The following is a 24769-nucleotide window of genomic DNA, read 5'->3' as shown; positions in this document are numbered from 1 at the left end:
TGGTCCCCATGGCGTCTTCGCTGTTTTGCTACATATCTAAGATACTCTCTCAGCGCCGGCGCGGCTTAAGAGCAGGCGAATGCCGTCGAAGCAAACGACGAGTGGGCTTCTCGGCTTATTGCGGGAGTCAAGGTGTGCTAAACGAAGATATCAGCTCTTTTGCGACGAGCTTGCGCAGGAGCATAATCTTTGTCCTTGTCCATAGCGTCGAATCGGAATAAAAATGCTGATTCTTTACATCAACCTATATAGATTATATAAAAATGCGAACGGAGAAAAAACAGCTTTTCTCCATTCGCATATGACAGAACATTTATTTTTCCAATTCCACAATGCCGTTTTGCAGCAGATACATCTTATGGTAGAGCCCCCGTTTGGCCAGCAGCTGCTGATGAGTTCCCTGCTCCACAATCTCACCCTGGTGCAGAACGATAATCAGCTCTGCATCCTGGATCGTGCTCAGCCTGTGGGCGATTGCAATCGTCGTCCGGCCGCGCCTCATCTTCTCCAAACTCGTCTGGATCGCAACTTCGGTTTCGGTATCGATATTGGCCGTAGCCTCGTCGAGCACGAGAATTTTGGGATCGGCCGCCATGGTGCGGGCAAATGCCAATAATTGGCGCTGCCCGCTTGAGAACGTTGAACCTCTTTCCGTCACTTTATGATCATAACCGTCCGGCAGCTCTCCGATGAATTTATCGGCCTGCACAAATTCTGCGGCAGCACGCACCTGAGAGAACATCATGTCCGGATTATACAAGCGAATATTGCTTTCGATGGTGCCGTAAAACAGGAACGGATCCTGCAGCACAAGCCCCATCTTGTTCCGCAATTCGGAAGTTCGATAGTCTTTCACGGAACGGCCGTCAATGAGGATATCGCCGCGTTCAAACTCATAGAACCGCATCAGCAGATTGATGATCGAACTTTTTCCGCTGCCGGTGTGTCCGACTAATGCCACCGTTTGACCGGGTTCAGCGGTAAACGAAATATTCTTCAGAACGTCGGCGTTGCCGTCATAGGAAAAGCTGACATTCCGGAATTCGATACGTCCATCCAAAATTTTGTGATCGCTGTCCTTTTGAGCGGGCGCTTCGTCTTCTTCATCCAATAGATCGAAAACACGCGAAGCAGCGACAATGGCCTGCTGGAAAATCGACAGACGCTGCATCACCTGATTGATCGGCTCAAAAAACCGGTCGATATAGGTAACAAAGGCATAAATAACACCGACTTCAATCGTAGATGAAAATGACGTGATGCCGAAATAACTGAGCAGCATGATCAGCGCCAGCGTATAAACCAGATCAATTGCGGGGCGCAGCAGCAGACCATCGATTTTGATGTTGCGTTTGCCGGCTTTCCAATGTTTTTCATTGATGTCATTGAATTCATCCTGCATCCGGCCTTCCTGGCTGAACGCCTGAATCATGCCCATGCCTTGCACGGATTCGGAAATTTTGGCATTCAATTGGCCGAGCCGCTCCCGCAGATCCTGGTAGAAAAGCGAACTGTATTTCCGGTAAATATACATGATCCACAGGAGGATCGGCAGCAGGATCAGCGTAATCAGTGCAAGCTGGACATTCAGGAAGAACATCGCGATATAGACACCGATGATCAGGAAGATGCTTTGGATAAAACCGATGAGGACGGTGACAAACATTTCCTTGATCGCTTCGGTATCATTTGTCACCCGTGACACAATGCCGCCGGCTGGAGTCTTGTCGAAATAACGCATGCCGAGTCGCTGCACTTTTGTAAACACATCAATGCGCATCTGCTGAATAATCTTCAGCGCCGCCTCCTGGAACTTCAGCATCTGGAAATAGCTGATGATGACATTTGATACCTGGATGAATATATAACCCAGGGCCAGTCCCACAATCGGTCCAGTGGGGAAATTGCCTGCTGTCAGGTAATTATCGATAAACGTCTTGATGAGCAAGGGCCCCACCACATCTCCGATTACCGTGAGCACCAGCAGCAGCATTGCCACCGATAACATCCGCTTATGGGGAATCAGATAAAGAAGCAGCCGTTTGAATACAAGCCATTGATCTCTGCCGGTCAATTCTTTCTGCTTTTCGATCATTGGGTCTCGCCTCCCTGTTCGACGAGCGCTTCCAATTGCTGCAGCTCATACATTTCATAATAGATGCTTTTTTTCTTCATTAATTCGTCATGAGTTCCGATTTCCTTTACGGTGCCGGCCTCCATCACCAGAATCTGGTGGGCATGCTGGATGGCGCTGAGCCGGTGTGATGTGATGATGGTCGTTTCGCCTGTCCGTGTCTGTTTCAACGATTCGAGAATCGCCTCTTCGGTCTTGGCATCGACCGCCGACAGCGAATCATCCAAAATCAGCAGTTCCGGTTGCATCATCAATGCCCGGGCAATCGAAATCCGCTGTTTCTGGCCGCCTGACAGGGAAACGCCCCGCTCCCCGACAATCGTTCCATAACCCAAGGTGAAATTCAAAATGTCCTGATGGATATGTGCCAGCTGCGCGGCGTGGTGGATTTCATCCTCTGTCGCCTCTGGTCGGGCAAAGGCGATATTGCCGGCAACCGTCGTCGAAAATAAAAAATGGTCCTGCGGCACATAGCCGATTGCTTCTCTCAATTTTTTCTTTTTATAATCATTGATGGACCGTCCGCCGAAACTGATTTCGCCGCTGTAATTTTCAAATTCGCGGAGCAGCAGCCGGAGAATGGCGGATTTGCCTGAGCCTGTTTTGCCGACAATGCCCAGCGTCTCACCGCGTTTTACGGTGAAATTGACGTTATGCAATGCGGCCCGGTCATCACCGGTGAATTTAAATTCCTGCAAATTGAACACGATATCCCCTTCCGGATGGATATCCAGCGCGCCTTGTCGGTCATCAATATCCGCCGGTTCTGCCAGCAATTGGCGGATCCGGTCGTATGACGCACGGCCGCGCTCCACAATATTGAAGAGCCAGCCGAAAGCGAGCATCGGCCATACGAGGAGTCCAAGATAAGCCGTAAAAGCGATCAAATCGCCGATGGTCATGTCGCCAATCGTGACGAAATATGAGCCGAATCCGATGGCCAGAAAATAACAGATGCCGATAATCGCTGATATCGTCGGATCGAATAGCGAATCGACCCTGGCCACACGGATATTTTCGTCCACTACTTTTTTTGACAGAGCCCGGAAATCCTCGACGTCTTCTTTCTCCTGTCCGAAAGTCTTGATGACTTTCATTCCGGAGATACTTTCCTGCGTTTTATCATTCAACCCTGAAAAAGCAGCCTGGGCGTCGTGAAAACGAAGATGCATCAGCTTGCCGTAATAATTGGTCAGGTAAGCCATCAGCGGCAGCGGAAGCAACACGATCAATGTCAGCTTCCAGTCAATCGTGATGGCCATCGCGGCAATGACAAAGCCGCCTGTCGCCAGTGAATCGAAGAGCGTCAGTACGCCAGCGCCGGCGGTCATTTGGACTGCCTGCAAATCATTGGTGGCGTGTGCCATCAAATCGCCGACACGCCTCTTTTGATAAAAAGACGGGGACATTTGTGTAAAATGATGGAACAGCTTGCGCCGCAGATTGCGGGCCAAGATGATCGATGAACCGAAAATCATCAAACGCCAGGCATAGCGCAGCACGTACATGATCAGCGCCGCCCCTGCGAGAATGCTGAGCCATTTGATGAGGTAAGCCGGTGTCAGCGTGCCTCTGCTGATTTCGTCGACCACGAAGCCGATGATGCGCGGTGGCAGAACACCGAGTGCCGCCACGATCAGCAGCAGAAAGATGCCAATGGCGTATTGCTTTTTCCTTTCTTTAAAAAACCAGCCTAATTCCAAAAAAACGCGCATTCCAGTAGTCTCCCTGCTGTCTGTTATTGTATGTATCTACATATGTCGAACTAATAAATTTTAGAAGCCGATATTCCGCAAAACAGCTTCGAAGACATTAGCCGAAGCTCGCGAGGCTAAGTCTTTGCGACGAAGCAGCGTAGCGATGCAGGAGCACCATGGGAATATCGCACTTCGTCGAAACGACGTTGGAAAGCCAACGCCGTTTTTGCTCCCCTGGGCGTCTTCGCTGTTTTGCTCCATATCTTTAGAGATTTCTCTCAGCACTGGCGCGCTCCAGGAGCAGGCGTATGCCGACGAAGCAAAAGACGAGTGGTTTTCTCGGCTTATAGCGGGACCCGAAGCGGCACATTTATCAGATCCTTTAATTCAACATATCCAACTTTTTCATTTTAGCAAATTTTTGGACAAAATAGGAAGAAGTATTTCGTTTCAAGAAATAAATCCGCCTTTGGTTGTAGATTTCAGCGAATAGAAAAAAGCCTCCGCAGAAAATGGTTTCTGCAGAGGCTTTTGTAATTGCGATCTTTTTATTTTGCAATCAAGCGTTTCGCCTTGTCCAATTGAATGCGCACCTGCTCGAAGCCTGTGCCGCCGAAAGAGTTTCTTCTATCAACAGCTGTGCGCGGTTTCAGGGTTTCGTAAATATCTTCTTCGAGCAATGGACTTGCCGCTTTCATGTCTTCCAGTGGCAGATCTTTTAAATAATAGCCCCGCTGGATGCAGGTGAAGACCAATTTGCCGGTCACGTCATGCGCTTCCCGGAAAGGCATCCCTTTTGCCGCCAGATAATCGGCAAGTTCAGTCGCGTTGGAAAAATCCGAGTTGACAGCTGCTTCCATGGAATCCGTGCGCACTGTCATCGTGCGTACCATTCCTTCGAATATCGGCAATGATCCCATCAAGGTATGCACCGTATCAAACATGCCTTCCTTGTCTTCCTGCATATCTTTATTGTACGCCAGCGGCAGCCCTTTCAGCGTCGTCAGCAAGCCAAATAGATTGCCGTAGACGCGCCCGGTCTTGCCGCGGATCAACTCCGCCATATCCGGATTTTTCTTTTGCGGCATGATGCTCGAGCCGGTTGAAAACGTATCATCCAGTTCGATAAAACGGAATTCCTCACTTGACCACAGGATGATTTCTTCGGCAAAGCGCGACATGTGCATCATCAGCATCGAAGCGTTCGACAGGAATTCAACGATGAAATCCCGGTCGCTGACAGCGTCGATGCTGTTTGGGTAAACATTCGCGAAGTCAAGATGCGCTGCCGCGAGTTCACGGTCAATCGGAAACGTCGTCCCGGACATCGCTCCCGCGCCGAGCGGGGAAACGTCAATGCGCTTCAAGGATTCCGTCAATCGTTCCTTATCGCGCTGCAGCATCCAGAAATACGTCATCAGATGATGGCCGAATGAGATCGGCTGGGCACGCTGCAGATGCGTATAGCCCGGCACAATCGTTTCAATGTGAGTTTCTGCCTGCTCCACGATTGCCTGTTGGAAATGATCGATGGCTTCGATGATTTCACCGACCCGGTTCTTCAGATACAAATGCATATCGGTCGCCACCTGGTCGTTGCGGCTTCTGCCGGTATGAAGCTTGCCGCCGACCGGGCCGATTTCATCAATCAGGAATTTTTCCAGATTTAAATGGATGTCTTCATTGGAAGCACTGTATTCGAGCTCGCCCGCCGCTGCTTTTTGCTTCAACGTCTCAAGTCCTGAAAGAATTGATGCTGTGTCATCTTCCGGTAAGATCCCGCATGCGCCGAGCATTTTCACATGTGCTGTGCTGCCTTCAATATCTTCCATCACCAGCTTCTGGTCAAAGCCGATCGATGCGCCAAACTCATCGACCCATTGTTCGGCCGATTTCTGAAAGCGGCCTCCCCAGAGCTTGGTCATGATTTTACCTCTTCTTTCACCTGTTCAGTGACAGGCACCGCCTTTTTATTGACCATCGCATTGACGACTGTTGGCAGCCCCCATAATTCGATGAAACCGACAGCGGATGCGTGATTGAATGTGTCATCTGTGGAATAAGTAGCCAATTGCTCGCTGTACAATGAATTCGGAGACTTCCGTCCTTCGACAATTGCGTGCCCTTTGAATAATTTCACCCGCACGGTGCCGTTGACAAACTCCTGCGTTTCTTTCAAGAATGCTTCCAGCGCAACCCGCAGCGGTGAGAACCATAAACCTTCATAAATGAGTTCCGTTAACTTCTTCTCAATGACCGGCTTGAAATGCGCCATTTCTTTGACCAGCGTAATGTCTTCCAATTCTTTATGCGCGGCAATCAACGTCATGGCAGCCGGCGCTTCGTATATTTCACGGGATTTGATGCCGACCAACCGATTTTCGACATGGTCGATCCGTCCGACGCCGTGTTTGCCCGCCACATGGTTCAATTCGAAAATCAATTGCGTCAATGAATAGGAAACGCCATTCAGTTTTACCGGCACGCCTTTAATAAATTCGATTTCCACCGTATCCGGTGTATCGGGCGTGTTTTCGAGTGCATTCGTCAGTTCATATGCTTCTTCCGGAGGCGTTGCCCATGGATCTTCCAGCACGCCGCATTCATTGGCACGGCCCCAAAGGTTCATGTCGATGGAAAACGGGCTGTCCAGATTGACCGGGATCGGCACATTGTTTTCTTTGGCATAGGCAATTTCTTCATCACGCGACCAGCCCCATTGTCTGACGGGCGCCACGACTTCCAGATTCGGATTCAATGATTTGATCGACACTTCAAAACGCACCTGGTCGTTGCCTTTGCCTGTACAGCCATGTGCCACAGCTGTTGCGCCACTCATTTCAGCGATTTCCACCAGCTTTTTCGAAATCAGCGGACGGGACAGCGCAGACACCAACGGATATTTGCCTTCGTATAAGGTATGAGCCTGCATGGATATTAATGCATAATTATCAGCAAATTCGTCTCTGGCATCAATCATGTAACTTTCAACCGCTCCAACCTGCAGCGCTTTTTTCTTGATAAACTCCAGATCTTTTCCTTCTCCAATATCGAGGCAGACCGCCACTACGTCATATCCTTCTGATTTCAGCCATGGAATGGCCACCGATGTATCCAGTCCACCTGAATAGGCAAGAACGATTTTTTTATTCAATAGAAAAACCACCTTTGTATTTTTATGCATTAATTAAAATTAATATACAAAGAATAGCATGCCTAAATATAATGTGCAAGTGCTAGGGGTTAAAAAACATAAAAAAAAAGAACGGTGGATTTTGCTTCCACCGTTCCTCTATATAAAGGGGCCTTGTTGCTGCTGTAAATTAAAAAGACCAGCATAAAATTTACGCCTCCCTGTAATGGAAAACCCCTTTTTCATCCATGCTCTCCGAAATGAGGCCGTCTTCAAGCAAGTAGTCGATCTGCCCGATTGTTTCAGAAAGTGTCAGCCCCAATTCCTTTTCATAGGCATACGGAAATAATTGTTTCGTCAAGTCGTAGACGGTCTTATCTTCCTTGCCGATCATCGACAGCACTTTCATCGCCCGCTGATGCTGTTTGGCCAGTCGCTCCGTAATCAATTCATGGACATTTCGGACATCCTCGCCGTGCCCGCTGTAAATAAGCTCGACCGGCATTTGAAGGAGCCGGGCCAGAGATGCGTTATATTGCAGCAATGATTTGGGACGGCCCATCGATGGATCGAGCGGGGGCTCAATCAGCGGATTGGAAGAAACTTTTGCGATGACGTGATCTCCTCCGATCATCTCTCTGCTTTCCTTGTTCCAGAAAGACAAGTGGCTCTGCGCGTGGCCGAGCGTCTCCATTACTTCCCAGTCTGGATGTCCTGGCACAACGTCCCCTTCGTTAATGGTCCCATCAAGCGGGCGGCTGCCCATCAAGGTCAACGGACGCTTCATGCGTTTGATCCAAAACAGCTGGTCATCCGGTACGCCTTCTTCTTTCAGGCGCTCCATATAGAAGGCGTCATGAAATTCAAAAAAGGCCTGATCTCTCCGAAGCCAGAAATCGTTATAAGGATGTCCATATAATTTTGCGTTGTCAAAACCGTCGATCCAGCCGGCATGATCCGGGTGATGATGGGTTAACACGACCTGTTCGATATCTTCAGCCTGCACGCCCGCTTCTTTCAGTCCAAACTCCAAAGCCTGCCACGCTTCCGGTGTTTTGGGCCCGGCATCGACCAGCGTCAATGCGTCGCCTTTCAATAGATAGGAATTTACATCGCCGACTGCAAACGGCGTAGGAATAATAATTTTATGAATGCTCACGGCTTTTCTCTCCTTTAAAAATGAATGGCTATTCACCTATCATACCTTGTTCGAAGCCTGGCGTCATCCCGAAACCTTATTTGACATTCAATTGGGCTGTCCGTATAATTTATATACATAAGTTAGCGATGATAAAGATCAGTACAGAGGGTGATGGTGCAAAGAGAGTGCTGCTACAGCTGAAAAGCGCATCCCCGCTCCCCTCTGGAACCTGCTTTTGAGCTGCCGTGCAAACACGGCCGTAGATCCGCGTTAAGGATATCGAGTGGTGTCTTAATTGACAAAGCTGGGTGGTACCGCGGAAACAAAGCGTTTTCGTCCCTGATGAACAGGGATGAATGCGCTTTTTATTATGATAAAAGGGAAGTGGAGAAAGATGAAAATTGTATGTGTAGGTGCCGGATCCATGGCTGAATCCATGATTCATGGCTGGATCAATAAAAGAATAATGAAACCGGAAGATATTTCGGTGATGAACAGATCGGACCAGGACCGTCTGGAAGTATTGCACGATGAATACGGCGTAAATATCGTTGATGAAAACAAAACAGAATTGAAAGATGCCAATTTCATCCTGTTGGCGATGAAACCGAAAGACGTTGCAGCGGCACTGGCAGGCATTAAGAAGAAGCTCACCGGCAATACGGTCATCGTATCCGTCGCGGCAGGTGTGTCGATTGATACGATTCAGCGCCATGTGGGGAACTTCCCTGTGGCCCGTGCGATGCCGAATACATCGGCTCAAGTCGGAAAATCTGCAACCGGTGTGGCCTGGAGCAAATTTGTGACGGTCGAACAGCAGCACGAATTGCGCAAGCTCCTTTCTTCCATCGGCAGCGTTACTGTTGTTGAAGAAGACCAATTGCATGCTTTGACCGGCGTCGCAGGCAGCGGCCCGGCCTACCTCTATTATTTCGCTGAGGCGATGCGGGAAGCTGGCGTCGCCAACGGGCTGTCAGCAGCGGATGCCAAAAAACTGGTCCGCCAGACATTCCTCGGGGCTGCTGAGATGATGCAGCAGGAAGACTTTGCTGAATTGCGCAAAAAAGTGACGAGCCCGAACGGCACCACTGCAGCCGGCCTCGATTCATTGGCGGACAATAATTTCAAAGATATCGTCGGCCAATGTGTCACAGCGGCCGCAAATCGTTCCCGCGAGCTTGGCAAAGAATTTAAATAAGTCTTCCGCTATTCCCTATATGTAAAGAGGAGACATCATCGATGGTAAAACTTTTTGAACCGATGACAATCAAAGACGTAACATTTAAAAACAGAATCGTCATGGCCCCGATGTGCATGTACCAGAGCGATCAGGAAGACGGCACCATCACAGACTGGCACCGAATCCATTATCCAACCCGTGCAGTCGGCGGCACCGGATTGATTATTCTGGAGGCAACAGCTGTTCAGCCGCAAGGACGGATTTCCTCCCGTGATCTCGGCATCTGGGATGACAGCCATATCGATGGTTTGGCGGAAATCGTCCGTTTGACGAAACTGAACGGTGCTAAAGCCGGCATTCAGCTTGCGCATGCAGGCAGAAAAGCCACCGTCGACGGAGAAATCCAGGCACCGAGCCCATTACCTTTCAGTGACAAATACAAAACACCCACTGAAATGTCGACAGAAGACATTCAGGAAACAGTCGAAGCCTTCCGAAAAGCTGCGATTCGTGCTGACCGTGCCGGCTTTGATGTCATCGAATTGCACGGTGCACACGGTTATTTATTAAATGAGTTCTTATCGCCTTTAACGAACCGCCGGACGGATGATTACGGCGGCAGCGCTGAAAACCGCTACCGCATGTTGCGGGAAGTCATTGATGCAGTGAACACGGTGTGGTCGAAACCTCTGTTTGTGCGGATTTCAGCGCACGATTATACAGCAGGCGGAATGACACCGGATCAATACATTGAAATGGCCCGCTGGATGAAGGAACAAGGCGTCGATTTGATCGATGTCAGCTCAGGCGCGTTGGTGCCCGCCAAAATCCCTGTTTATCCAGGCTATCAGGTGACTTTCGCCGAAACCATCAAGCATGAAGCCAGCATTGCAACCGGCGCTGTCGGTCTGATCACCAGTCCGTTGCATGCAGAGGAAATTTTGCAGAACGGCCGCGCAGATATGATCTTCCTGGCGCGGGAATTGCTGCGGGACCCTTATTGGGCCTTCCGCGCCGCCAAGGAATTGGCTGCTGATATAGAAGTTCCGGTCCCATACGAACGCGGCTGGGTATAAGTCAGTTGCAAAATAGGCTGGATTTAGTATAATAAATATAACGTAAAAAACCGAATGCATAAGCATTCGGCCAGCTGCATGCCGCTTTGAGAGCGGTTGGCTGGAATTCCAGGCATTAAATAACCGTCATTCCACGCCACATGGGACGGTTATTTTTTTTTGTTTGTGACTAAAATCATTGAAATGACCAGCGTCAAGCCGCTAATCGTCAACCCGATGCTTGTAAAGACCAATCCGAATGATTCGTAAACCGTCATATCACCACCCCCTTTCCTGGGGAATGGCCACACCGCCCTCATGCAACTGTACCTTTATTTTATCACAAAGGGAACGTTTGTTCTATTATTTACCCGAAAATATTTTATCCATTAATTTGCAAATAAATTTTTCTTTTTTGGTTATTTTTTCTATTATTTTCATCCTCTGTTCAAGTTCCTTCTATTATAATGCAAATCTTCAGAATCATTCATTCTCTGGAAGAGGAGCTCAACCCAAAAAAGGCCTTCGCACGCAAAGACCTTCAATGGTTCCAGCTTATTTTCGCTTCAAAGCCCGCTCATGAATTTTCCACTCATACTCATCGAAATCATGGGCGATGAAGCTGTCTTCATGGATGCTGCGCATCTCCTTAAGGAGCTTTTTTTCATCTTCCGGCAAAAAGCGGGAACTCAAATGATTGACGATCAGCGTTTTGGCGCTTGCCTGTCTGGCCGTTTCTGCCGCGTCCCGAATCGTCGAATGGCCATACTCACCTGCCATTTTTTGGGTATCCCCATCAAATGTCGCTTCATGGACCAATACATCGGCTCCACGTCCGAGCTCAATGGCTGCCTGGCAATAACGGGTATCACCCAGAATCGTGACGACAAACCCTTTATTTTCCGCTTCGGTTACATCTTTACTTCGTACTATATCTCCGTTCTCAAGCTGCACATCTTCCCCGGCCTTTAATTTTGCCAATAAGGGACCTTTTGGAACACCTAATTCCCGCGTTCGATCGATCATCAGCTTGGGCGGCAGCGGTTTTTGTTGGATGCGGAAACCGTAGGAAGGAATGACATGATCCAGCTTGGCCGCGCGGACTGACATCCCTTCATCCTCGAACACCAGGCCATCGAGTTCTTCGATGAAATGGAGCGGGTAATTCAAATGTGTTCTGCTGATGCGCAGTACGCTCTCAACATATTCTCGAATACCCAGTGGTCCGTATATTTCAATCCCCTCATCGCCGCCCTGGAAAGAACGGGAGCCCAAAAATCCGGGCAAGCCGTAAATATGGTCACCGTGAAGATGCGTGATAAATATCTTTTCCACTTTCCGGGGTTTCAATGTGGTGTGCAGAATCTGATGCTGCGTGGCTTCACCGCAGTCAAACAGCCAAACCGCTCCCCGTTCCTCCAGCAATTTCAACGCCAGCGAAGAGGTATTGCGCTGTTTGGATGGCATGCCGGCTCCGGTGCCCAAAAATAATAATTGCATAGTTTTCCTACTTTCTATCGTGGTCGTCCAGAAAATCTTTACTGAAGCTGGTTTTGGAATCAAAATTCGCTTTCTTTTGTTTTGTCCCTTTATAGAGTACAGTTTTGCCGAATTTTTTTTCCAGTTTGGACATGAGGTCAAGAATCGGTTCGTCTTTTGCATGTTCCTGAAAATTGAACAGCGATAATTGTTCGGTCATTTCCCCTTTATCGACGACATTCGAAACCGTGACCCCGACAAGCCGCAGAGGCTCGCCGTTCCAGTGCTTCATGAAGAGATGCCAGGCATTGCGGTTGATATCATCCACTTTCCACACCGTGTTCTTTAACGTCACACTGCGCGTCCGGTTTTGCCAATCGGAGCTGCGTGTCTGTATGCTGACGGTTGGACCGGCGAGTTCTTTGGCTTCGAGCCGCTTGGCCACTTTTTCACTGAGCTGGCGAAAAATCTTTTGCAGATTTTTTTCATCCGTTTCATCGACCGGCAAGGTAGTGGATGTTCCGACGCTTTTGGTGTCGTAAATCGAATCGGGATCCACTTCCCTGCTGTCGATGCCATTTGCTCTTGCCTGCAGCCGGATCCCGTTTTTGCCCATCTTTTCCTTAATCAAACCTGGATTGGCGGTGGCGAGGTCGCCGATGGTCAGAATCTCCAGCCGCTTCAGTTTTTCGGCTGTGCTGTCACCGATGCCGTGCATGTCAATCACGGGCAATGGCCAAAGCAGACGCTGAATATCTCTTTTGCGAAGAATTGTTACACCCATGGGCTTTTTCATATCGGAGGCGGTTTTTGCCAGGAATTTATTGGGTGCAATCCCGATCGAACACGGCAAATCCAGTTCCGCTTTGATGCGCTGCTGAAGTTCATCCGCAAGGCCGGGGGCAGACCGCTCGTCCAATAAATTCGTTACATCCAAATAGGCCTCGTCTATCGATACGGGTTCAACCGATGAAGTATAAGAGCGAAGAATGTCGAACATCGCTTTGGAAGCTGCCCGGTACCGTTCAAAATTCGGCGGCAATATGAGGAGTGCCGGATATTTTCGCTTGGCTTCGTGCACTTGCATCGTCGTGTAAATTCCGTGTGCGCGGGCTTCATAGGAACAAGTGACAATGATGCCGCGCCGCTCTTTCGGATTTCCGGCAATCGCCAGCGCCTTCCCTTTTAACGTCGGATCGTGCGATTGTTCCACAGAGGCATAGAAACTATTCATATCAATATGGAAGATAACTCGGCCCGCCATTGCAATCGCTCCTGTTGTTTTCTTTAAGTGTATCAAAAAAAAGAGAGAACATACATCCTGTTCTCTCCTTTCATATCGCTTTTCGTTTATGCTTTTGTGGTTTCCTTAATGATTTCAATCAGCAATTCAGCCAATTTCTCCAGTTCTTCAATCGGCATGCGTTCACTCTTCGTATGGATTTCCTCATAGCCGACACACAGATTGACTGTCGGAATTCCGAAACCGTTGAAAATATTGGCATCACTTCCCCCGCCGCTGGTTAAGACAGGCGATGGCCGGCCGATTTTTTCTGCGGCCCGCTGCGCGATTTCAACGACCGGTTCATCTTCAGCGAAATGGAAGCCGGGATACATCAATTTCACTTCGGTTTTGGCTGAGCAGCCGAAACTTTCCGCTGTATCTTCAAAGACGCTTTCCATATGAGCCGTTTGTACAGCGAGTTTGTCTTCCGAGATGGAACGCGCTTCAGACAGGATATTCACTTCTTCACAAACAATATTCGTCGCTTTTCCGCCTTCAAAACGGCCGATATTGGCTGTCGTTTCCGAATCGATGCGTCCCAGTTTCATCGATGAAATGGCTTTCGCCGCGATATTGATTGCAGATACCCCTTTTTCAGGCGCTACGCCGGCATGAGCCGTTTTGCCGTAAATTGTCGTCCACAATTTTGCCTGATTTGGAGCAGACGTTACAATGCCGCCAACTTTTCCGTCGCTGTCGACAGCATAGCCGAATTTGGCGAACAGGAGGGATGCATCGAATTCTTTGGCTCCTGCCAATCCGCTTTCTTCCCCTGCGGTTATGACCAATTGAATGTCCCCATGTTCGATTTGCTGTTCCTGAATCGAACGGATCATTTCAAACAAAGCCGCAATTCCTGCTTTGTCATCCGCACCGAGTATCGTCGTGCCGTCTGAATAGACATAGCCGTCGCGGATTTGAGGTTTTACCCCGTTTCCTGGCACCACGGTATCCATGTGGGCCGTAAAATAAATGGGTGGCACATTGGCTGCCGAGCCCCGAAGGGTTGCCACCAGGTTATTCGCTCCGTGGCCATTGCGCAGGGAAGAACTATCTTCCGCTACATGGAATCCCAGGACTTCCATTTTGTTTTTCAAAACTTCTGCTATATGGCCCTCATTTTTGGTTTCAGAATCGATTTGAATCAATTCCAGAAATTCATTCAATAATCTGTCGTTTTTCATGCGGTCCTCATCCCTTCTTTAAAGCGGCATATTGCCATGTTTTTTTGCTGGCCGTGAATCTTTTTTATGGCGCATCATCTCAAGTGCCTGAATCAATTTGATACGCGTTTCGCGTGGGTCGATGACATCATCCACCATACCGCGGGCAGCGGCCACATAAGGGTTGGCGAATTTCACGCGGTATTCCTCGATTTTCGCCGCCCGTGTCGCTTCAGGATCATCGCTTGCAGCAATTTCGCGGGCAAAAATGATATTGGCAGCTCCTTGAGGGCCCATTACGGCGATTTCGGCATTTGGCCATGAATATACCAGATCTGCCCCGATCGATTTCGAATTCAGTGCAACATAAGCTCCGCCATAGGCTTTCCGTAAAATAACGGTCATTTTTGGAACTGTCGCTTCTGAATACGCATAGAGAATTTTGGCGCCGTGGCGGATAATGCCGCCGTGTTCCTGTTTAATTCCCGGGAAAAATCCGGTGACGTCTTCGAATGTAATTAACGGAATATTGAACGAATCACAGAAACGGATAAAACGTGCCGCTTTGTCGGACGAGTCGATATCGAGTCCGCCAGCCATAACTTTCGGCTGGTTGCAGACAAGGCCGACGGTTTCGCCTTTGATGCGGGCAAGACCGACAACGATATTGCGGGCGAATTCCGGTTGCACTTCCATGAAACTGTCGGTATCGACGACTTGCTCCACCACTTTGCGCACATCATAGGGACGAATTGCTTCAAAAGGTACAACATCCGCCAGATCCGGGCGGTAATCATCCGCATCGTCTGTTTCCAGCCGCGGCGGCATTTCATTATTATTCTGTGGCAGGTAAGCGATCAGTCGGCGGACCATATTCAGGACTTTTTCTTCTGTATCCGACCGGAAATGGGCATTGCCGCTGATGGCAGTATGTACACGTGAGCCTCCCAAATCTTCGGAAGAAATCTTTTCACCGGTAACCGTTTCAATGACTTTCGGTCCCGTGATGAACATCTGGCTCGTTTTATCGACCATGAAGACGAAATCCGTAATGGCAGGCGAATAAACCGCGCCGCCGGCAGATGGTCCCAAAATAACTGAAATCTGCGGGATGACTCCGGAATAGATGGAGTTGCGATAAAATATTTGGCCATAGCCATCCAATGACAATACGCCTTCCTGGATGCGTGCGCCGCCTGAATCGTTCAGGCCGATAAACGGTGCGCCATTCTTGGCTGCGAGGTCCATTACATTCGCAATTTTCATCGCATGCATTTCACCAAGTGCGCCGCCGAATACCGTGAAATCCTGTGAAAATAAATAGATCGGGCGGCCGTTCACTTTGCCGTAACCGGTAACGACCCCTTCACCCGGACCTTCCGGCAAATCGAAATCGACTGTGCGGTGTTCGATGAACGGGTTCAATTCAACAAATGAATCTTCGTCCACTAAAAGATCGATTCGCTCGCGTGCAGTCAGCTTGCCTTTTTCATGCTGTTTGTCTATTCTTTCTTCTCCGCCGCCAAGTTCTATTTTTCTTTTGCGGTCGTATAATTCATTGATTCTTTCATAGATATCCATATTGCCACCCCTTATTTACTGTTTCTGACACAATTCATAGAGTACGCCATTTGATGATTTGGGATGCAGGAATGCAACCAAAGCTCCGCCGGCGCCATTTTGCGGCTGTTCATTTAATAATTGGACGCCATCCCGTTTCAATTCTGCCATGCGCTGTTCGATATTTTCCACACCGAAAGCGATATGATGGATGCCTTCGCCTTTTTTCTCGATGAATTTGTGAATGGCACTGCTGCTGTCCATCGGCTCAAGCAGTTCGAGCTTGATGTTGCCGGCATCAAGAAAAGCCACGCGCACCTTTTGGGTGGCCACTTCCTCGATTTTCAGCAATGGACAACCGAGAGTGTCCGTGTAATAAGGAAGAACCTCATCCAGATTTCTGACAGCGATTCCGATATGATCGACTTTCTTCATCCTATATCCCACCTTTTTTCTGCTTCTTTCTTATTGTACCGATTCACAGCCGAAAACTCTAGTTGTGGAAAGATATTCGGCGCAAAGGACTTGCCCCTTCAAAACTGCAATAATTTATGTTATTCTGTCAATAAGTTCAAATGCACATAAAGGAGATTAATGATTAATGAGAAATCAAACTTTCCGCAAAGTCATCGTTTACGCGATGGTCGCGCTAATGCTTCTGTCCAGTTTAATGATGGGATTAAGTTTCGTACTATAAAAAAATGCGTTCAAAGAAAAAAGACGGCCGGGGATTATTCCTCGGCCGTCTTTTTATTGGTGAAACCTCTATAGGATTTTTTGATTTCCAGATAGGAATCCAATTCTTCGATGATCTGGTATAACGCAGCCATCGATTGGAATTCCTCGTGGCTGGTCGGCAAAGGGAATTTTGAAAACTCGATTTTGACATCATCCAATTTGCCCAGATACCGGGTGGCAGTGCTGCCTGCGTGGACATGATCCGCCAAATCGTTGAGGAAATCTCCAATCAATTGCGCATGTTTGACCAGCACCGGCAAAGTGGAGATTTTCGGCAAGATGCGCTCGATGATTTCGTATTGATCTTCCCGCATATCAAAATAGCGATAATATTTATTTTCCAGTCGGGTGACGTGGTTTTCAACATCCTGGTAGGCAAGGGCTTTGGCTTTGCTGAGCAGCTCAGCGGTTTCCACCAGTTCGCGGCCGTCCCAGTCGCTTTCGCCTTCTTTTAAATATCGTGCCATTTCATGCAGGATTTTGGCATACAGCACTTCAATCCTGTAGCGATAATCTTCCAGTTTCTTTTCAATGCTCGGCATGTACATATTTACACCAAGCGCTGTACCAAAGCCGACGACCATCAGCAGGATTTCGTTTAAAATCAGGCTGCCCGTTAAATCACCGACACTGTAAATATGGAAAATGATGACGGAACTTGACACAAAACCATCTGCGAAGCGCAGGCTGACCAGTACCGGGATGAACAGCAGAATCATTAACCCGACAACTACAGGGTGATAAGCAATCCCCTCGAAAAAGATGAAGGTGTAAACAATGGCAATCAGACTGGCAATAAAACGGGAGAGCGCTGCCCGGATCGACCGTTTTTTCGTCGGCTGGATGCACAGGATGGTCAGGATTCCTGCTGATACAAAAAAATCAAGCTGCAATAATTGCGCCAATGACAGAGCGATGATTACGCCGACAGCGGTTTTCATTGTACGATAGCCGATCGATAAGCGTTTAAGTTTCAGTTTCAGCTGTCATCCCTCCCTCTTGTTCCGGCATAAAAAAACGCCCCTTTTTGAGGGGCATTTTACTTCTAGATTTCGCTGCAATGCTCTTCAAACAATGCTTGTATGTGAGTGATGACCGACATTGGGTCGTGTCCTTCGATTTCATGGCGACCAATTTCATCAACCATTTTGCCATCTTTGACAATGGCAAAAGATGGAGAAGATGGTAAATGATCATCACCAAAAATTGCGCGTGCTTGTGCTGTTGCTTCTTTGTCCTGTCCGGCAAACACCGTGTAAAGATTATCCGGGCGTTTGTCGTAATGGATTGAATGAAGCGCAGCCGGGCGTGCAATTCCTCCTGCACAGCCGCAAACCGAGTTGATCATGACGAGGCTTGTACCGGGTTTAGCCAATGCTTCATTGACCTCATCAGGTGTCGTTAATTCCTGGTAACCGCCGTCTGTCAATTCTTTGCGGGCTTGTGTCGCTATATCATTCATCAGAAAATTAAAATCCATGCTCATAGGTACCACTCCTTCTATTATCTGTAATAATCATAGCAGGTGTCCGGTCAGACTGCAAAAAACCTTACTGGAATAATTCGTGAATGGCTTGGGCCACGGTCAGCTGGTCGTCGAGGATTTGCTGTTCCAGTTTTTTGACCAATTCACGTCTGTCCGGATCTTCAAAAAACCTACCGTATAATTCGTCGGTGATCATTGAACGGAACCAGTCCTTTGTCTGGGTCTGGCGGCGTTTATCAAAAACCCCGTTTTCTTTGCCCGCCGCTTCGAATTCTTTTGCCAGCTGCCAAACATCCTCGATGCCGCTCCCTTCAATAGAAGAAACGGCTAAAGCCTGTGTTTTCCAGTTTTCGGTCGCCGGTTGCAGAAAATGGAGCATTCCTTTGTATTCCCGGACGGTTTTTTCAGCCAATTGCTGATTTCCGCTGTCTGCTTTGTGGACGAGGATGGCATCCGCCAGTTCGAGAATGCCTTTTTTCATACCTTGCAGTTCATCCCCCGCTCCAGTCAGCACGAGCAGTAGGAACATATCGACCATCCCCCGAACCAACGTTTCACTTTGGCCGACGCCTACGGTTTCAACCAGGATGACGTCGTAGCCCGCCGCTTCACACAACAGCATCGTTTCCCGCGTTTTTTTATGGACGCCGCCAAGCGTTCCGGCAGTCGGTGATGGACGAATGAAAGCCCGTGGATTTTTCGCCAGCTGCTCCATTCTTGTTTTATCGCCGAGAATGCTGCCGCCCGTAATCGAAGAACTTGGATCGATGGCCAACACTGCCACACGGAAGCCTTTTTCCGTCAGCATTTCGCCAAACGTCTCGATAAAAGTACTCTTGCCGGCTCCCGGTACACCCGTAATGCCGATGCGGAGGCTGTTGCCTGAATGTGGCAGCAGCATTTTCAACAACTCCTGCCCATCCCGTTTGTCTGTGGGATTGGAACTTTCGAGCAGCGTAATCGCTTTGCCCAGGTGGAGACGCGATTCCTGCTTTACCCCATCGGCTATTTCCTGAATGTCCAATTGCTTTTTATCCGGTTTCCTGAATTTTTTCCGCGGCGCTGGCGACATGCCGTCATGTTTGGCATTGACACCGCCCATGACTTGTCTTGAGCCTTTTTCGCGCTCCATCAGTCTGCCACTTCCTCGTATCCGAGGCGCACATAAATTTCTTCGATTACTTTCTGCGCGGCTACCGGAATCACCGTGCCGGGTCCGAATATCGCGCTCGCTCCGTTGTTGCGCAGGAATTCATAATCCTGCGCCGGAATGACGCCGCCGACCACGATAAGAATATCTTCGCGTCCGACCTTTTCCAGTTCGGCTTTAAGGTCCGGCACCAATGTGCGGTGGCCCGCTGCCAGTGAGCTGACACCGATCACGTGGACATCATTTTCCGCTGCCTGTTGTGCCGTCTCTGCAGGCGTTTGGAACAGCGGTCCGATATCGACATCAAAGCCAAGATCAGAAAACGCGGTTGCAATGATTTTCGCCCCGCGGTCATGGCCATCCTGCCCCATTTTCGCGACAAGAATTCGCGGTCTGCGCCCTTCATTTTCAATAAAGTCTTCCGTCATTTCCTTGACGGTTTCAATTTCCTGCTGATTCGAGAAGTTGGAGCTGTATACACCGCTCACGGATCGGATCACCGCCTTATGTCTTCCGGAAGCCAGTTCAACAGCATCGGAAATTTCGCCAAGCGTGGCACGTTCCCGCGCTGCTTTCACTGCGCATTCAAGAATATTGTCCTGGCCTTCTTTGGCAGCTGTCGTCAGTTCCTCGAGTGCCACTCTGACCTTTTCACTGTCTCGTTTCGCTTTCGCCATCTCGATGCGTTCAATCTGTTTCTTGCGCACCATCGTGTTATCGATATTCAAAATATCAATCGGATCTTCCTCGTCGAGGCGGAAACGGTTGACGCCGATGATCGACTCTTCTCCCGAATCGATCTGGGCCTGTTTTTTTGCTGCCGCTTCTTCAATGCGCATTTTCGGCAAACCGGTTTCAATCGCTTTGGCCATGCCGCCAAGCTCCTCGACTTCCTGGATCAATTCCCAAGCCTTGTCGGTCAATTGCTTTGTCAGGCTCTCGACATAATAAGAACCGCCCCACGGGTCGATCACTTTGGTCATCGCCGTTTCTTCCTGCAGGAATAATTGCGTATTTCTGGCAATGCGGGCAGAAAAATCGGTCGGCAGCGCAATCGCTTCATCCAGCGCATTCGTATGGAGCGATTGTGTATGGCCCATTGCCGCAGCATTTGCCTCCAACAGCGTACGCGTCACATTATTGAACGGATCTTGTTCGGTCAAACTCCAGCCGGAGGTTTGGGAATGCGTTCTGAGTGCCAGCGATTTCGGATTCTGCGGGTCAAAGGATTGCATCATTTTCGCCCAGATTTCGCGCGCAGCCCGCATTTTCGCCACTTCCATGAAATAATTCATGCCGATGCCCCAGAAAAATGACAGGCGCGGTGCAAATGAATCGATGCCGATGCCCGCTTTGAGGCCGGTCCTTACATATTCCAGTCCGTCTGCGAGTGTGTAGGCCAGTTCAATATCAGCGGTAGCTCCCGCTTCCTGGATGTGGTAGCCCGATATCGAGATTGAGTTAAATTTCGGCATTTTTTGGGAAGTGAATTCAAAAATATCCGCGATGATCTGCATCGACATGGCGGGTGGATAAATATACGTATTGCGGACCATATATTCTTTCAAAATGTCGTTCTGGATGGTTCCCGACAGCTCATCCGGTGCAACGCCCTGCTCTTCTGCGGCAACGATGAAAAATGCCATAATTGGCAACACCGCGCCGTTCATTGTCATCGATACTGACATTTTATCGAGCGGGATGCCGTCAAATAGGATTTTCATATCTTCCACACTGTCGATTGCAACGCCAGCTTTTCCTACATCACCGACAACCCGCGGGTGATCGGAATCGTAGCCGCGGTGCGTTGCCAAATCGAATGCCACCGAAAGGCCTTTTTGGCCCATCGCCAGATTGCGGCGGTAAAAGGCATTGCTTTCTTCAGCTGTTGAAAATCCGGCGTATTGCCTGACCGTCCACGGACGCGAAGCATACATCGTCGGATAGGGTCCGCGGACATACGGCGCATGGCCGGGCAGTGAATCTTCCATGCCCGCAACGTCTTCTCCTGTATATGCAGGTTTAATGGAAATTCCTTCGTTTGTTAAAAAATCATCCTGCTGTGGTGCGGAAACTTTATTAATTGTTAAATTTTGTAAATCTACTTTGGAAAAATCGGGTTTAGTCATTTGGAAGAACCTTCTTTCCTAAGTTCAGAATCTGTTCAAGCTTGGAAACGATATTCTGTCCGGAATAGACTGCGTCTGAAACGGCTCCGGCTTTCCACGCATTCAGCTGGGAAGCGTCAAAGCGGCCTGCAACATCCAATACGGCTGCCGTATCGATTTCCGGAATGAGTCGATCCAGGGTTTCAGCATCTCCACACAGAACTGCATAATCGATATGGTGATCGTTCAAGTAATGATGAATCGCTGGCGCATCTACCAGCTCCGGGCTGATTTCAGGCTCGATTCCACCAACGGCCAATAAGCCTTCGACAAAATCAGATTTCGCTTTTACCTGTTTCAGAGGTCCCAAATGCAGAATTGCGACTTTCAATTCCAGTTCCCTGGACTGTGCCCGCAATTTCTCGAAAGGCGTTGCCAAACGTTTTGCCGTAATATATTCCAGGTGGCTGCTGTCGATGGACTGATCTTTAACCGCTTCCTGCGGATTTGCGTAAACATTGGTGCCGATCAGGGAAATTTTCCGTTCAGCGGCCAATTTTTTACGTTCCATCCATTTCGCTTGAATGTCATCGGTCAGCCAGCCGGAACCGATCACTTCGGAATAGCCGCCCGCTGCTTCAATTTCAAGGAAATAATTCCACGCGGCGTCAACGTATTCACTCGTCAGCTGCTCGATGAAATAAGAACCGGCAGAGGCGTCCATGACACGTGATACATGGCTTTCTTCCTTGATGACCAATTGCACATTGCGGGCAATGCGACGACTTGAAGGCTGGGATACCGTTAAGAAATCATGCGGATGTACGGTATGCGCATCCGTGCCGCCGAGAACAGCAGCAAACGTGGCATTGCCGGCACGCAATAGATTAACGTAAGGATCCAGTTTTGAATAAGAGCGCACCGACGTTTCCGTATAAACCGGAATACTTACCGCCTCTTCCCCGTAAGCTTCGCTGAACGCTCTCCATAAAACGCGGAATGCGCGCAACTTCGCTATTTCCTGAAAAAATTGGGTATCCACCGCAAAGCGGATCCAGGCGTTCTTTGCCGTTTCCTTGTATTCGCCGTCCTTGATGTTTTCAGCGAGTATGCTGAGCGCGACGCCCAATTCATGGATAATCGTGCCGCCCGCATGATGGACCGGAATCGTATCCACCAATTTGGTTCTGACATTAGCAGGTGCCGCAGCTTGTTCTTCGGAGAAAATAACGCCTTTCAGCTCCCCTTTATGCTTTTCATCAATAAAATCAAAGACCCGCAGAATGCCGGTGTCTTCACTCGTCACTTTAAAATAAAAAGGATGTTTGACAATGAGTTGCGCCAATTGCTTCAGCGCATCGTCCGTCCAGTCGAATTCATGTGAACTCGTATAGACGACCATATCATTTCCTTTAGAAAGATCTTCTTTCGTCTTCGCCAGAAAATCTTCCGGTGAATCGGTCAGCACTTCCTGCGCAATAAGCCAGCCGGCCTTGTCCTTGCCGGATCGGAACGCTTCCTGTTGGAAAGCAGTTATGCCGCCGAGCTTGTCGAACATTTCTTTTGTATATAAAGGTTCCAATGTAATGCCTTCGATTGTCGGTGTTCTCAGTGCAGCTTCAATGGACTTGCCGCCAATCGCCTTTTCAGCGGAATTCTGCCACTCTTCATATGTACGCGCCGGAAATTTTGTCTGTTTCATCGATTCAATCGTCAAAATTTTCCCTCCTCATGTATCTCTTCTTCATTTTACCTGAGAACGCCGGTCTATTAAAGCCAAAAAAGCTTGAAGTCCGAAGACTTCAAGCTTTTTCTTATTGTCCAGACTCCAACGGCCCAACTCCTCGGGTCATAAGCCGAATCAGCTACGCGATCAGGACCGCTTCGCTGATCCGTCTTATGCCTTTCGGAGCTAAACGGGCGTTGTCGCTTTTCTTAATAAACGGAAGTATTTTCTTTTGACATGTTTTCAAGGATTTCCTTGACGCGTCCCAGAAATTGTCCGCAGACAAGTCCATCAAGCACACGGTGGTCAAGCGACAAACAAAGATTGACCATGTCGCGCGCCGCAATCATGCCGTTGTCCATGATCATCGGACGTTTGACAATCGATTCCACTTGAACGATTGCTGCCTGTGGATGGTTGATGATGCCCATCGACTGGACAGAACCGAATGAACCGGTGTTATTGACGGTGAATGTGCCGCCTTGCATTTCAGCTGAGCCAAGTTTTCCTGAACGCGCTTTTAGCGCCAGTTCATTGACTTCTTTACCGATGCCTTTGACCGATTTTTCGTCTGCGGCTTTGATGACCGGTACGAATAATGCGCTGTCGGATGCAACGGCAATCGAGATATTGATGTCTTTCTTCTGGATGATTTTATCGCCGGCCCACATGGAGTTCATCATTGGGTATTCTTTCAGCGCCTGTGAAATTGCTTTAACGAAGAAAGCGAAATAGGTGATATTGAATCCTTCTTTTTTCTTGAAATCGCCTTTGATCGAGTCGCGGTATTGCACAAGATCCGTTACATCAACTTCGATCATCATCCATGCGTGCGGAGCTTCGTGCTTGCTCTTCAGCATATTTGCAGCGATTGCCCGGCGTACGCCGGTCACTGGAATTTCAATATCTCCTGGAGCACTCTGAATCGGTGCAGCTGGAGCTTTTTCTGCAGCTGGAGCAGATTGTTGTGGTGCTGCTTCTGCCGGTTTGGCCGTTTCAGCCGGAGCATCTCCCGCTTTCGGGATATTGCCGCTTTCGATCAGCGCCATAATATCCTTCCGCGTGATGCGGCCTTCATTGCCTGAACCTTCAACTTGAGTCAAGTCGATCTCGTTCTCCTGTGACAAACGCATAACGGCTGGAGAGTAACGGGCTTTCGAACCACTGGCTTTAGCCGGTTGGGAAGAGCCTTTTTCGCCTTTCAGACCTTCAGTCGGTTTTGCATCGGCAGCTGGCATTTCATTGGCTTTTTCATCTGCGGCCGGTTTTGCTTCTTCAACCGGTGCAGCATCGCCGCCTTCAGTTTCGATCGTGCAGACGATTTCTCCGACAGCCAGCGTTTCTCCTTCTGCAGCGATCAATTCTTTGATCGTTCCTGTAAATGAAGAAGGCACTTCTGCGGTCACTTTGTCAGTGTTCACTTCAGCAAGCGCATCGTATTTATTGACATGGTCGCCGGGCTGGACGAGCCATTTTTCAATCGTTCCTTCAGTGACACTCTCGCCAAGCTGAGGCATTTTAATATTTTCGATAGCCAAAGGGGTTCCTCCTTTTTGTTCTATTTAAAATCAAATTAATAATTTGTAATATCCGATATTCCGCAAAACAGCTTCGAAGACATTAGCCGACGCTTGCGAGGCTAAGTCTTTGCGACGAAGCAGCGCAGCGATGCAGGAGCACGGTTTAATACATTGGTGAGTTAGTGAACTTACCGAGTGGATCTAGCACTTCGTC

Annotated in this window: 19 protein-coding genes; 3 read left to right on the top strand and 16 right to left on the bottom strand. The window is 48.9% G+C overall.

The genetic code is table 11. The features are described from left to right. Positions 1-313: 313 nt before the first annotated feature. From DHX103_RS16035 to DHX103_RS16015, 5 genes are all read right to left on the bottom strand, one after another. A complete protein-coding gene (locus DHX103_RS16035) occupies positions 314-2095 on the bottom strand; it encodes an ABC transporter ATP-binding protein (protein ID WP_422123212.1) in 1782 nt (593 codons plus the stop codon). Beyond that, entirely contained in the window at positions 2092-3849 is a 1758-nt protein-coding gene (locus tag DHX103_RS16030; RefSeq protein WP_422123211.1) for an ABC transporter ATP-binding protein, read from the bottom strand. Before DHX103_RS16030 ends, DHX103_RS16035 begins: the two co-directional genes overlap by 4 nt. Before the next feature lie 530 nt (positions 3850-4379). Beyond that, positions 4380-5756 (bottom strand): argininosuccinate lyase, encoded by a 1377-nt coding sequence (gene argH, locus DHX103_RS16025; protein WP_422123210.1) that lies wholly within the window; start codon positions 5754-5756, stop codon positions 4380-4382. Then, on the bottom strand, positions 5753-7015 hold the full coding sequence (locus DHX103_RS16020) for an argininosuccinate synthase (protein ID WP_422123209.1): 1263 nt from the start codon (positions 7013-7015) through the stop codon (positions 5753-5755). Before DHX103_RS16020 ends, argH begins: the two co-directional genes overlap by 4 nt. A 160-nt stretch (positions 7016-7175) precedes the next feature. Beyond that, on the bottom strand, positions 7176-8123 hold the full coding sequence (locus DHX103_RS16015; RefSeq protein WP_422123208.1) for an MBL fold metallo-hydrolase: 948 nt from the start codon (positions 8121-8123) through the stop codon (positions 7176-7178). A gap of 376 nt (positions 8124-8499) precedes the next feature. Between DHX103_RS16015 and proC the strand changes: the two genes are divergently transcribed. Further along, complete coding sequence (gene proC, locus DHX103_RS16010; RefSeq protein ID WP_422123207.1) at positions 8500-9303, top strand: pyrroline-5-carboxylate reductase; 804 nt, start codon at positions 8500-8502, stop codon at positions 9301-9303. A 41-nt stretch (positions 9304-9344) separates the two neighbouring features. After that, positions 9345-10361, top strand: coding sequence for an NADPH dehydrogenase NamA (namA, locus tag DHX103_RS16005; RefSeq protein WP_422123206.1), 1017 nt, complete (start codon positions 9345-9347; stop codon positions 10359-10361). 534 nt (positions 10362-10895) lie between these two features. Here namA and rnz read toward each other — a convergent pair. The 5 genes from rnz to mce form a co-directional block, all read right to left on the bottom strand. Beyond that, positions 10896-11840: a ribonuclease Z gene (gene rnz, locus DHX103_RS16000; RefSeq protein WP_422123205.1), complete on the bottom strand. Its 945-nt coding sequence runs from the start codon at positions 11838-11840 to the stop codon at positions 10896-10898. 7 nt (positions 11841-11847) lie between these two features. Beyond that, positions 11848-13083, bottom strand: coding sequence for a DNA polymerase IV (locus DHX103_RS15995; RefSeq protein ID WP_422123204.1), 1236 nt, complete (start codon positions 13081-13083; stop codon positions 11848-11850). Between the two features lie 86 nt (positions 13084-13169). After that, positions 13170-14288, bottom strand: a complete 1119-nt coding sequence (locus DHX103_RS15990; protein ID WP_422123203.1) for a M20/M25/M40 family metallo-hydrolase — start codon at positions 14286-14288, stop codon at positions 13170-13172. A gap of 18 nt (positions 14289-14306) precedes the next feature. After that, positions 14307-15848 (bottom strand): acyl-CoA carboxylase subunit beta, encoded by a 1542-nt coding sequence (locus DHX103_RS15985; RefSeq protein ID WP_422123202.1) that lies wholly within the window; start codon positions 15846-15848, stop codon positions 14307-14309. Between the two features lie 15 nt (positions 15849-15863). Then, a complete protein-coding gene (mce, locus tag DHX103_RS15980; protein WP_422123201.1) occupies positions 15864-16262 on the bottom strand; it encodes a methylmalonyl-CoA epimerase in 399 nt (132 codons plus the stop codon). A gap of 166 nt (positions 16263-16428) precedes the next feature. Between mce and prli42 the strand changes: the two genes are divergently transcribed. Beyond that, a complete protein-coding gene (gene prli42 / locus DHX103_RS15975; RefSeq protein ID WP_158241215.1) occupies positions 16429-16524 on the top strand; it encodes a stressosome-associated protein Prli42 in 96 nt (31 codons plus the stop codon). A 34-nt stretch (positions 16525-16558) separates the two neighbouring features. On the opposite strand, the gene DHX103_RS15970 is transcribed toward prli42, so the two are convergent. The 6 genes from DHX103_RS15970 to DHX103_RS15945 form a co-directional block, all read right to left on the bottom strand. Next, a complete protein-coding gene (locus tag DHX103_RS15970; protein WP_422124806.1) occupies positions 16559-17548 on the bottom strand; it encodes an aromatic acid exporter family protein in 990 nt (329 codons plus the stop codon). A 62-nt stretch (positions 17549-17610) separates the two neighbouring features. Beyond that, positions 17611-18051 carry a BrxA/BrxB family bacilliredoxin gene (locus DHX103_RS15965; protein ID WP_422123200.1) on the bottom strand — a complete coding sequence of 147 codons (441 nt, stop codon included), beginning with the start codon at positions 18049-18051 and terminating at the stop codon, positions 17611-17613. Positions 18052-18115: 64 nt separating this feature from the next. Beyond that, the gene (gene meaB / locus DHX103_RS15960) at positions 18116-19183 is read right to left on the bottom strand and encodes a methylmalonyl Co-A mutase-associated GTPase MeaB (protein WP_422123199.1); all 1068 of its coding nucleotides are present in this window, start codon (positions 19181-19183) and stop codon (positions 18116-18118) included. Further along, on the bottom strand, positions 19183-21330 hold the full coding sequence (gene scpA, locus DHX103_RS15955) for a methylmalonyl-CoA mutase (RefSeq protein ID WP_422123198.1): 2148 nt from the start codon (positions 21328-21330) through the stop codon (positions 19183-19185). The genes meaB and scpA overlap by 1 nt, the downstream gene beginning before the upstream one ends. Continuing rightward, positions 21323-23026, bottom strand: coding sequence for a methylmalonyl-CoA mutase family protein (locus DHX103_RS15950; RefSeq protein ID WP_422123197.1), 1704 nt, complete (start codon positions 23024-23026; stop codon positions 21323-21325). The genes scpA and DHX103_RS15950 overlap by 8 nt, the downstream gene beginning before the upstream one ends. 218 nt (positions 23027-23244) lie before the next feature. Then, the gene (locus tag DHX103_RS15945) at positions 23245-24573 is read right to left on the bottom strand and encodes a dihydrolipoamide acetyltransferase family protein (protein WP_422123196.1); all 1329 of its coding nucleotides are present in this window, start codon (positions 24571-24573) and stop codon (positions 23245-23247) included. Positions 24574-24769 lie beyond the last annotated feature (196 nt).

Origin of the sequence: Planococcus daihaiensis (assembly GCF_049262615.1) — a bacterium.
Classification (GTDB): domain Bacteria; phylum Bacillota; class Bacilli; order Bacillales_A; family Planococcaceae; genus Planococcus.
The sequence above is the reverse complement of the archived record's forward strand: the minus strand, read 5'-3'. Positions and strand labels throughout refer to the sequence as shown.

Coding starts and splice junctions, on each gene's coding strand:
- DHX103_RS16035 (WP_422123212.1), bottom strand. CDS start 2,095: ATGATCGAAAAGCAGAAAGAATTGACCGGCAGAGATCAATGGCTTGTA.
- DHX103_RS16030 (WP_422123211.1), bottom strand. CDS start 3,849: ATGCGCGTTTTTTTGGAATTAGGCTGGTTTTTTAAAGAAAGGAAAAAG.
- argH (WP_422123210.1), bottom strand. CDS start 5,756: ATGACCAAGCTCTGGGGAGGCCGCTTTCAGAAATCGGCCGAACAATGG.
- DHX103_RS16020 (WP_422123209.1), bottom strand. CDS start 7,015: ATGCATAAAAATACAAAGGTGGTTTTTCTATTGAATAAAAAAATCGTT.
- proC (WP_422123207.1), top strand. CDS start 8,500: ATGAAAATTGTATGTGTAGGTGCCGGATCCATGGCTGAATCCATGATT.
- namA (WP_422123206.1), top strand. CDS start 9,345: ATGGTAAAACTTTTTGAACCGATGACAATCAAAGACGTAACATTTAAA.
- rnz (WP_422123205.1), bottom strand. CDS start 11,840: ATGCAATTATTATTTTTGGGCACCGGAGCCGGCATGCCATCCAAACAG.
- DHX103_RS15995 (WP_422123204.1), bottom strand. CDS start 13,083: ATGGCGGGCCGAGTTATCTTCCATATTGATATGAATAGTTTCTATGCC.
- DHX103_RS15990 (WP_422123203.1), bottom strand. CDS start 14,288: ATGAAAAACGACAGATTATTGAATGAATTTCTGGAATTGATTCAAATC.
- DHX103_RS15985 (WP_422123202.1), bottom strand. CDS start 15,848: ATGGATATCTATGAAAGAATCAATGAATTATACGACCGCAAAAGAAAA.
- mce (WP_422123201.1), bottom strand. CDS start 16,262: ATGAAGAAAGTCGATCATATCGGAATCGCTGTCAGAAATCTGGATGAG.
- prli42 (WP_158241215.1), top strand. CDS start 16,429: ATGAGAAATCAAACTTTCCGCAAAGTCATCGTTTACGCGATGGTCGCG.
- DHX103_RS15965 (WP_422123200.1), bottom strand. CDS start 18,051: ATGAGCATGGATTTTAATTTTCTGATGAATGATATAGCGACACAAGCC.
- meaB (WP_422123199.1), bottom strand. CDS start 19,183: ATGGAGCGCGAAAAAGGCTCAAGACAAGTCATGGGCGGTGTCAATGCC.
- scpA (WP_422123198.1), bottom strand. CDS start 21,330: ATGACTAAACCCGATTTTTCCAAAGTAGATTTACAAAATTTAACAATT.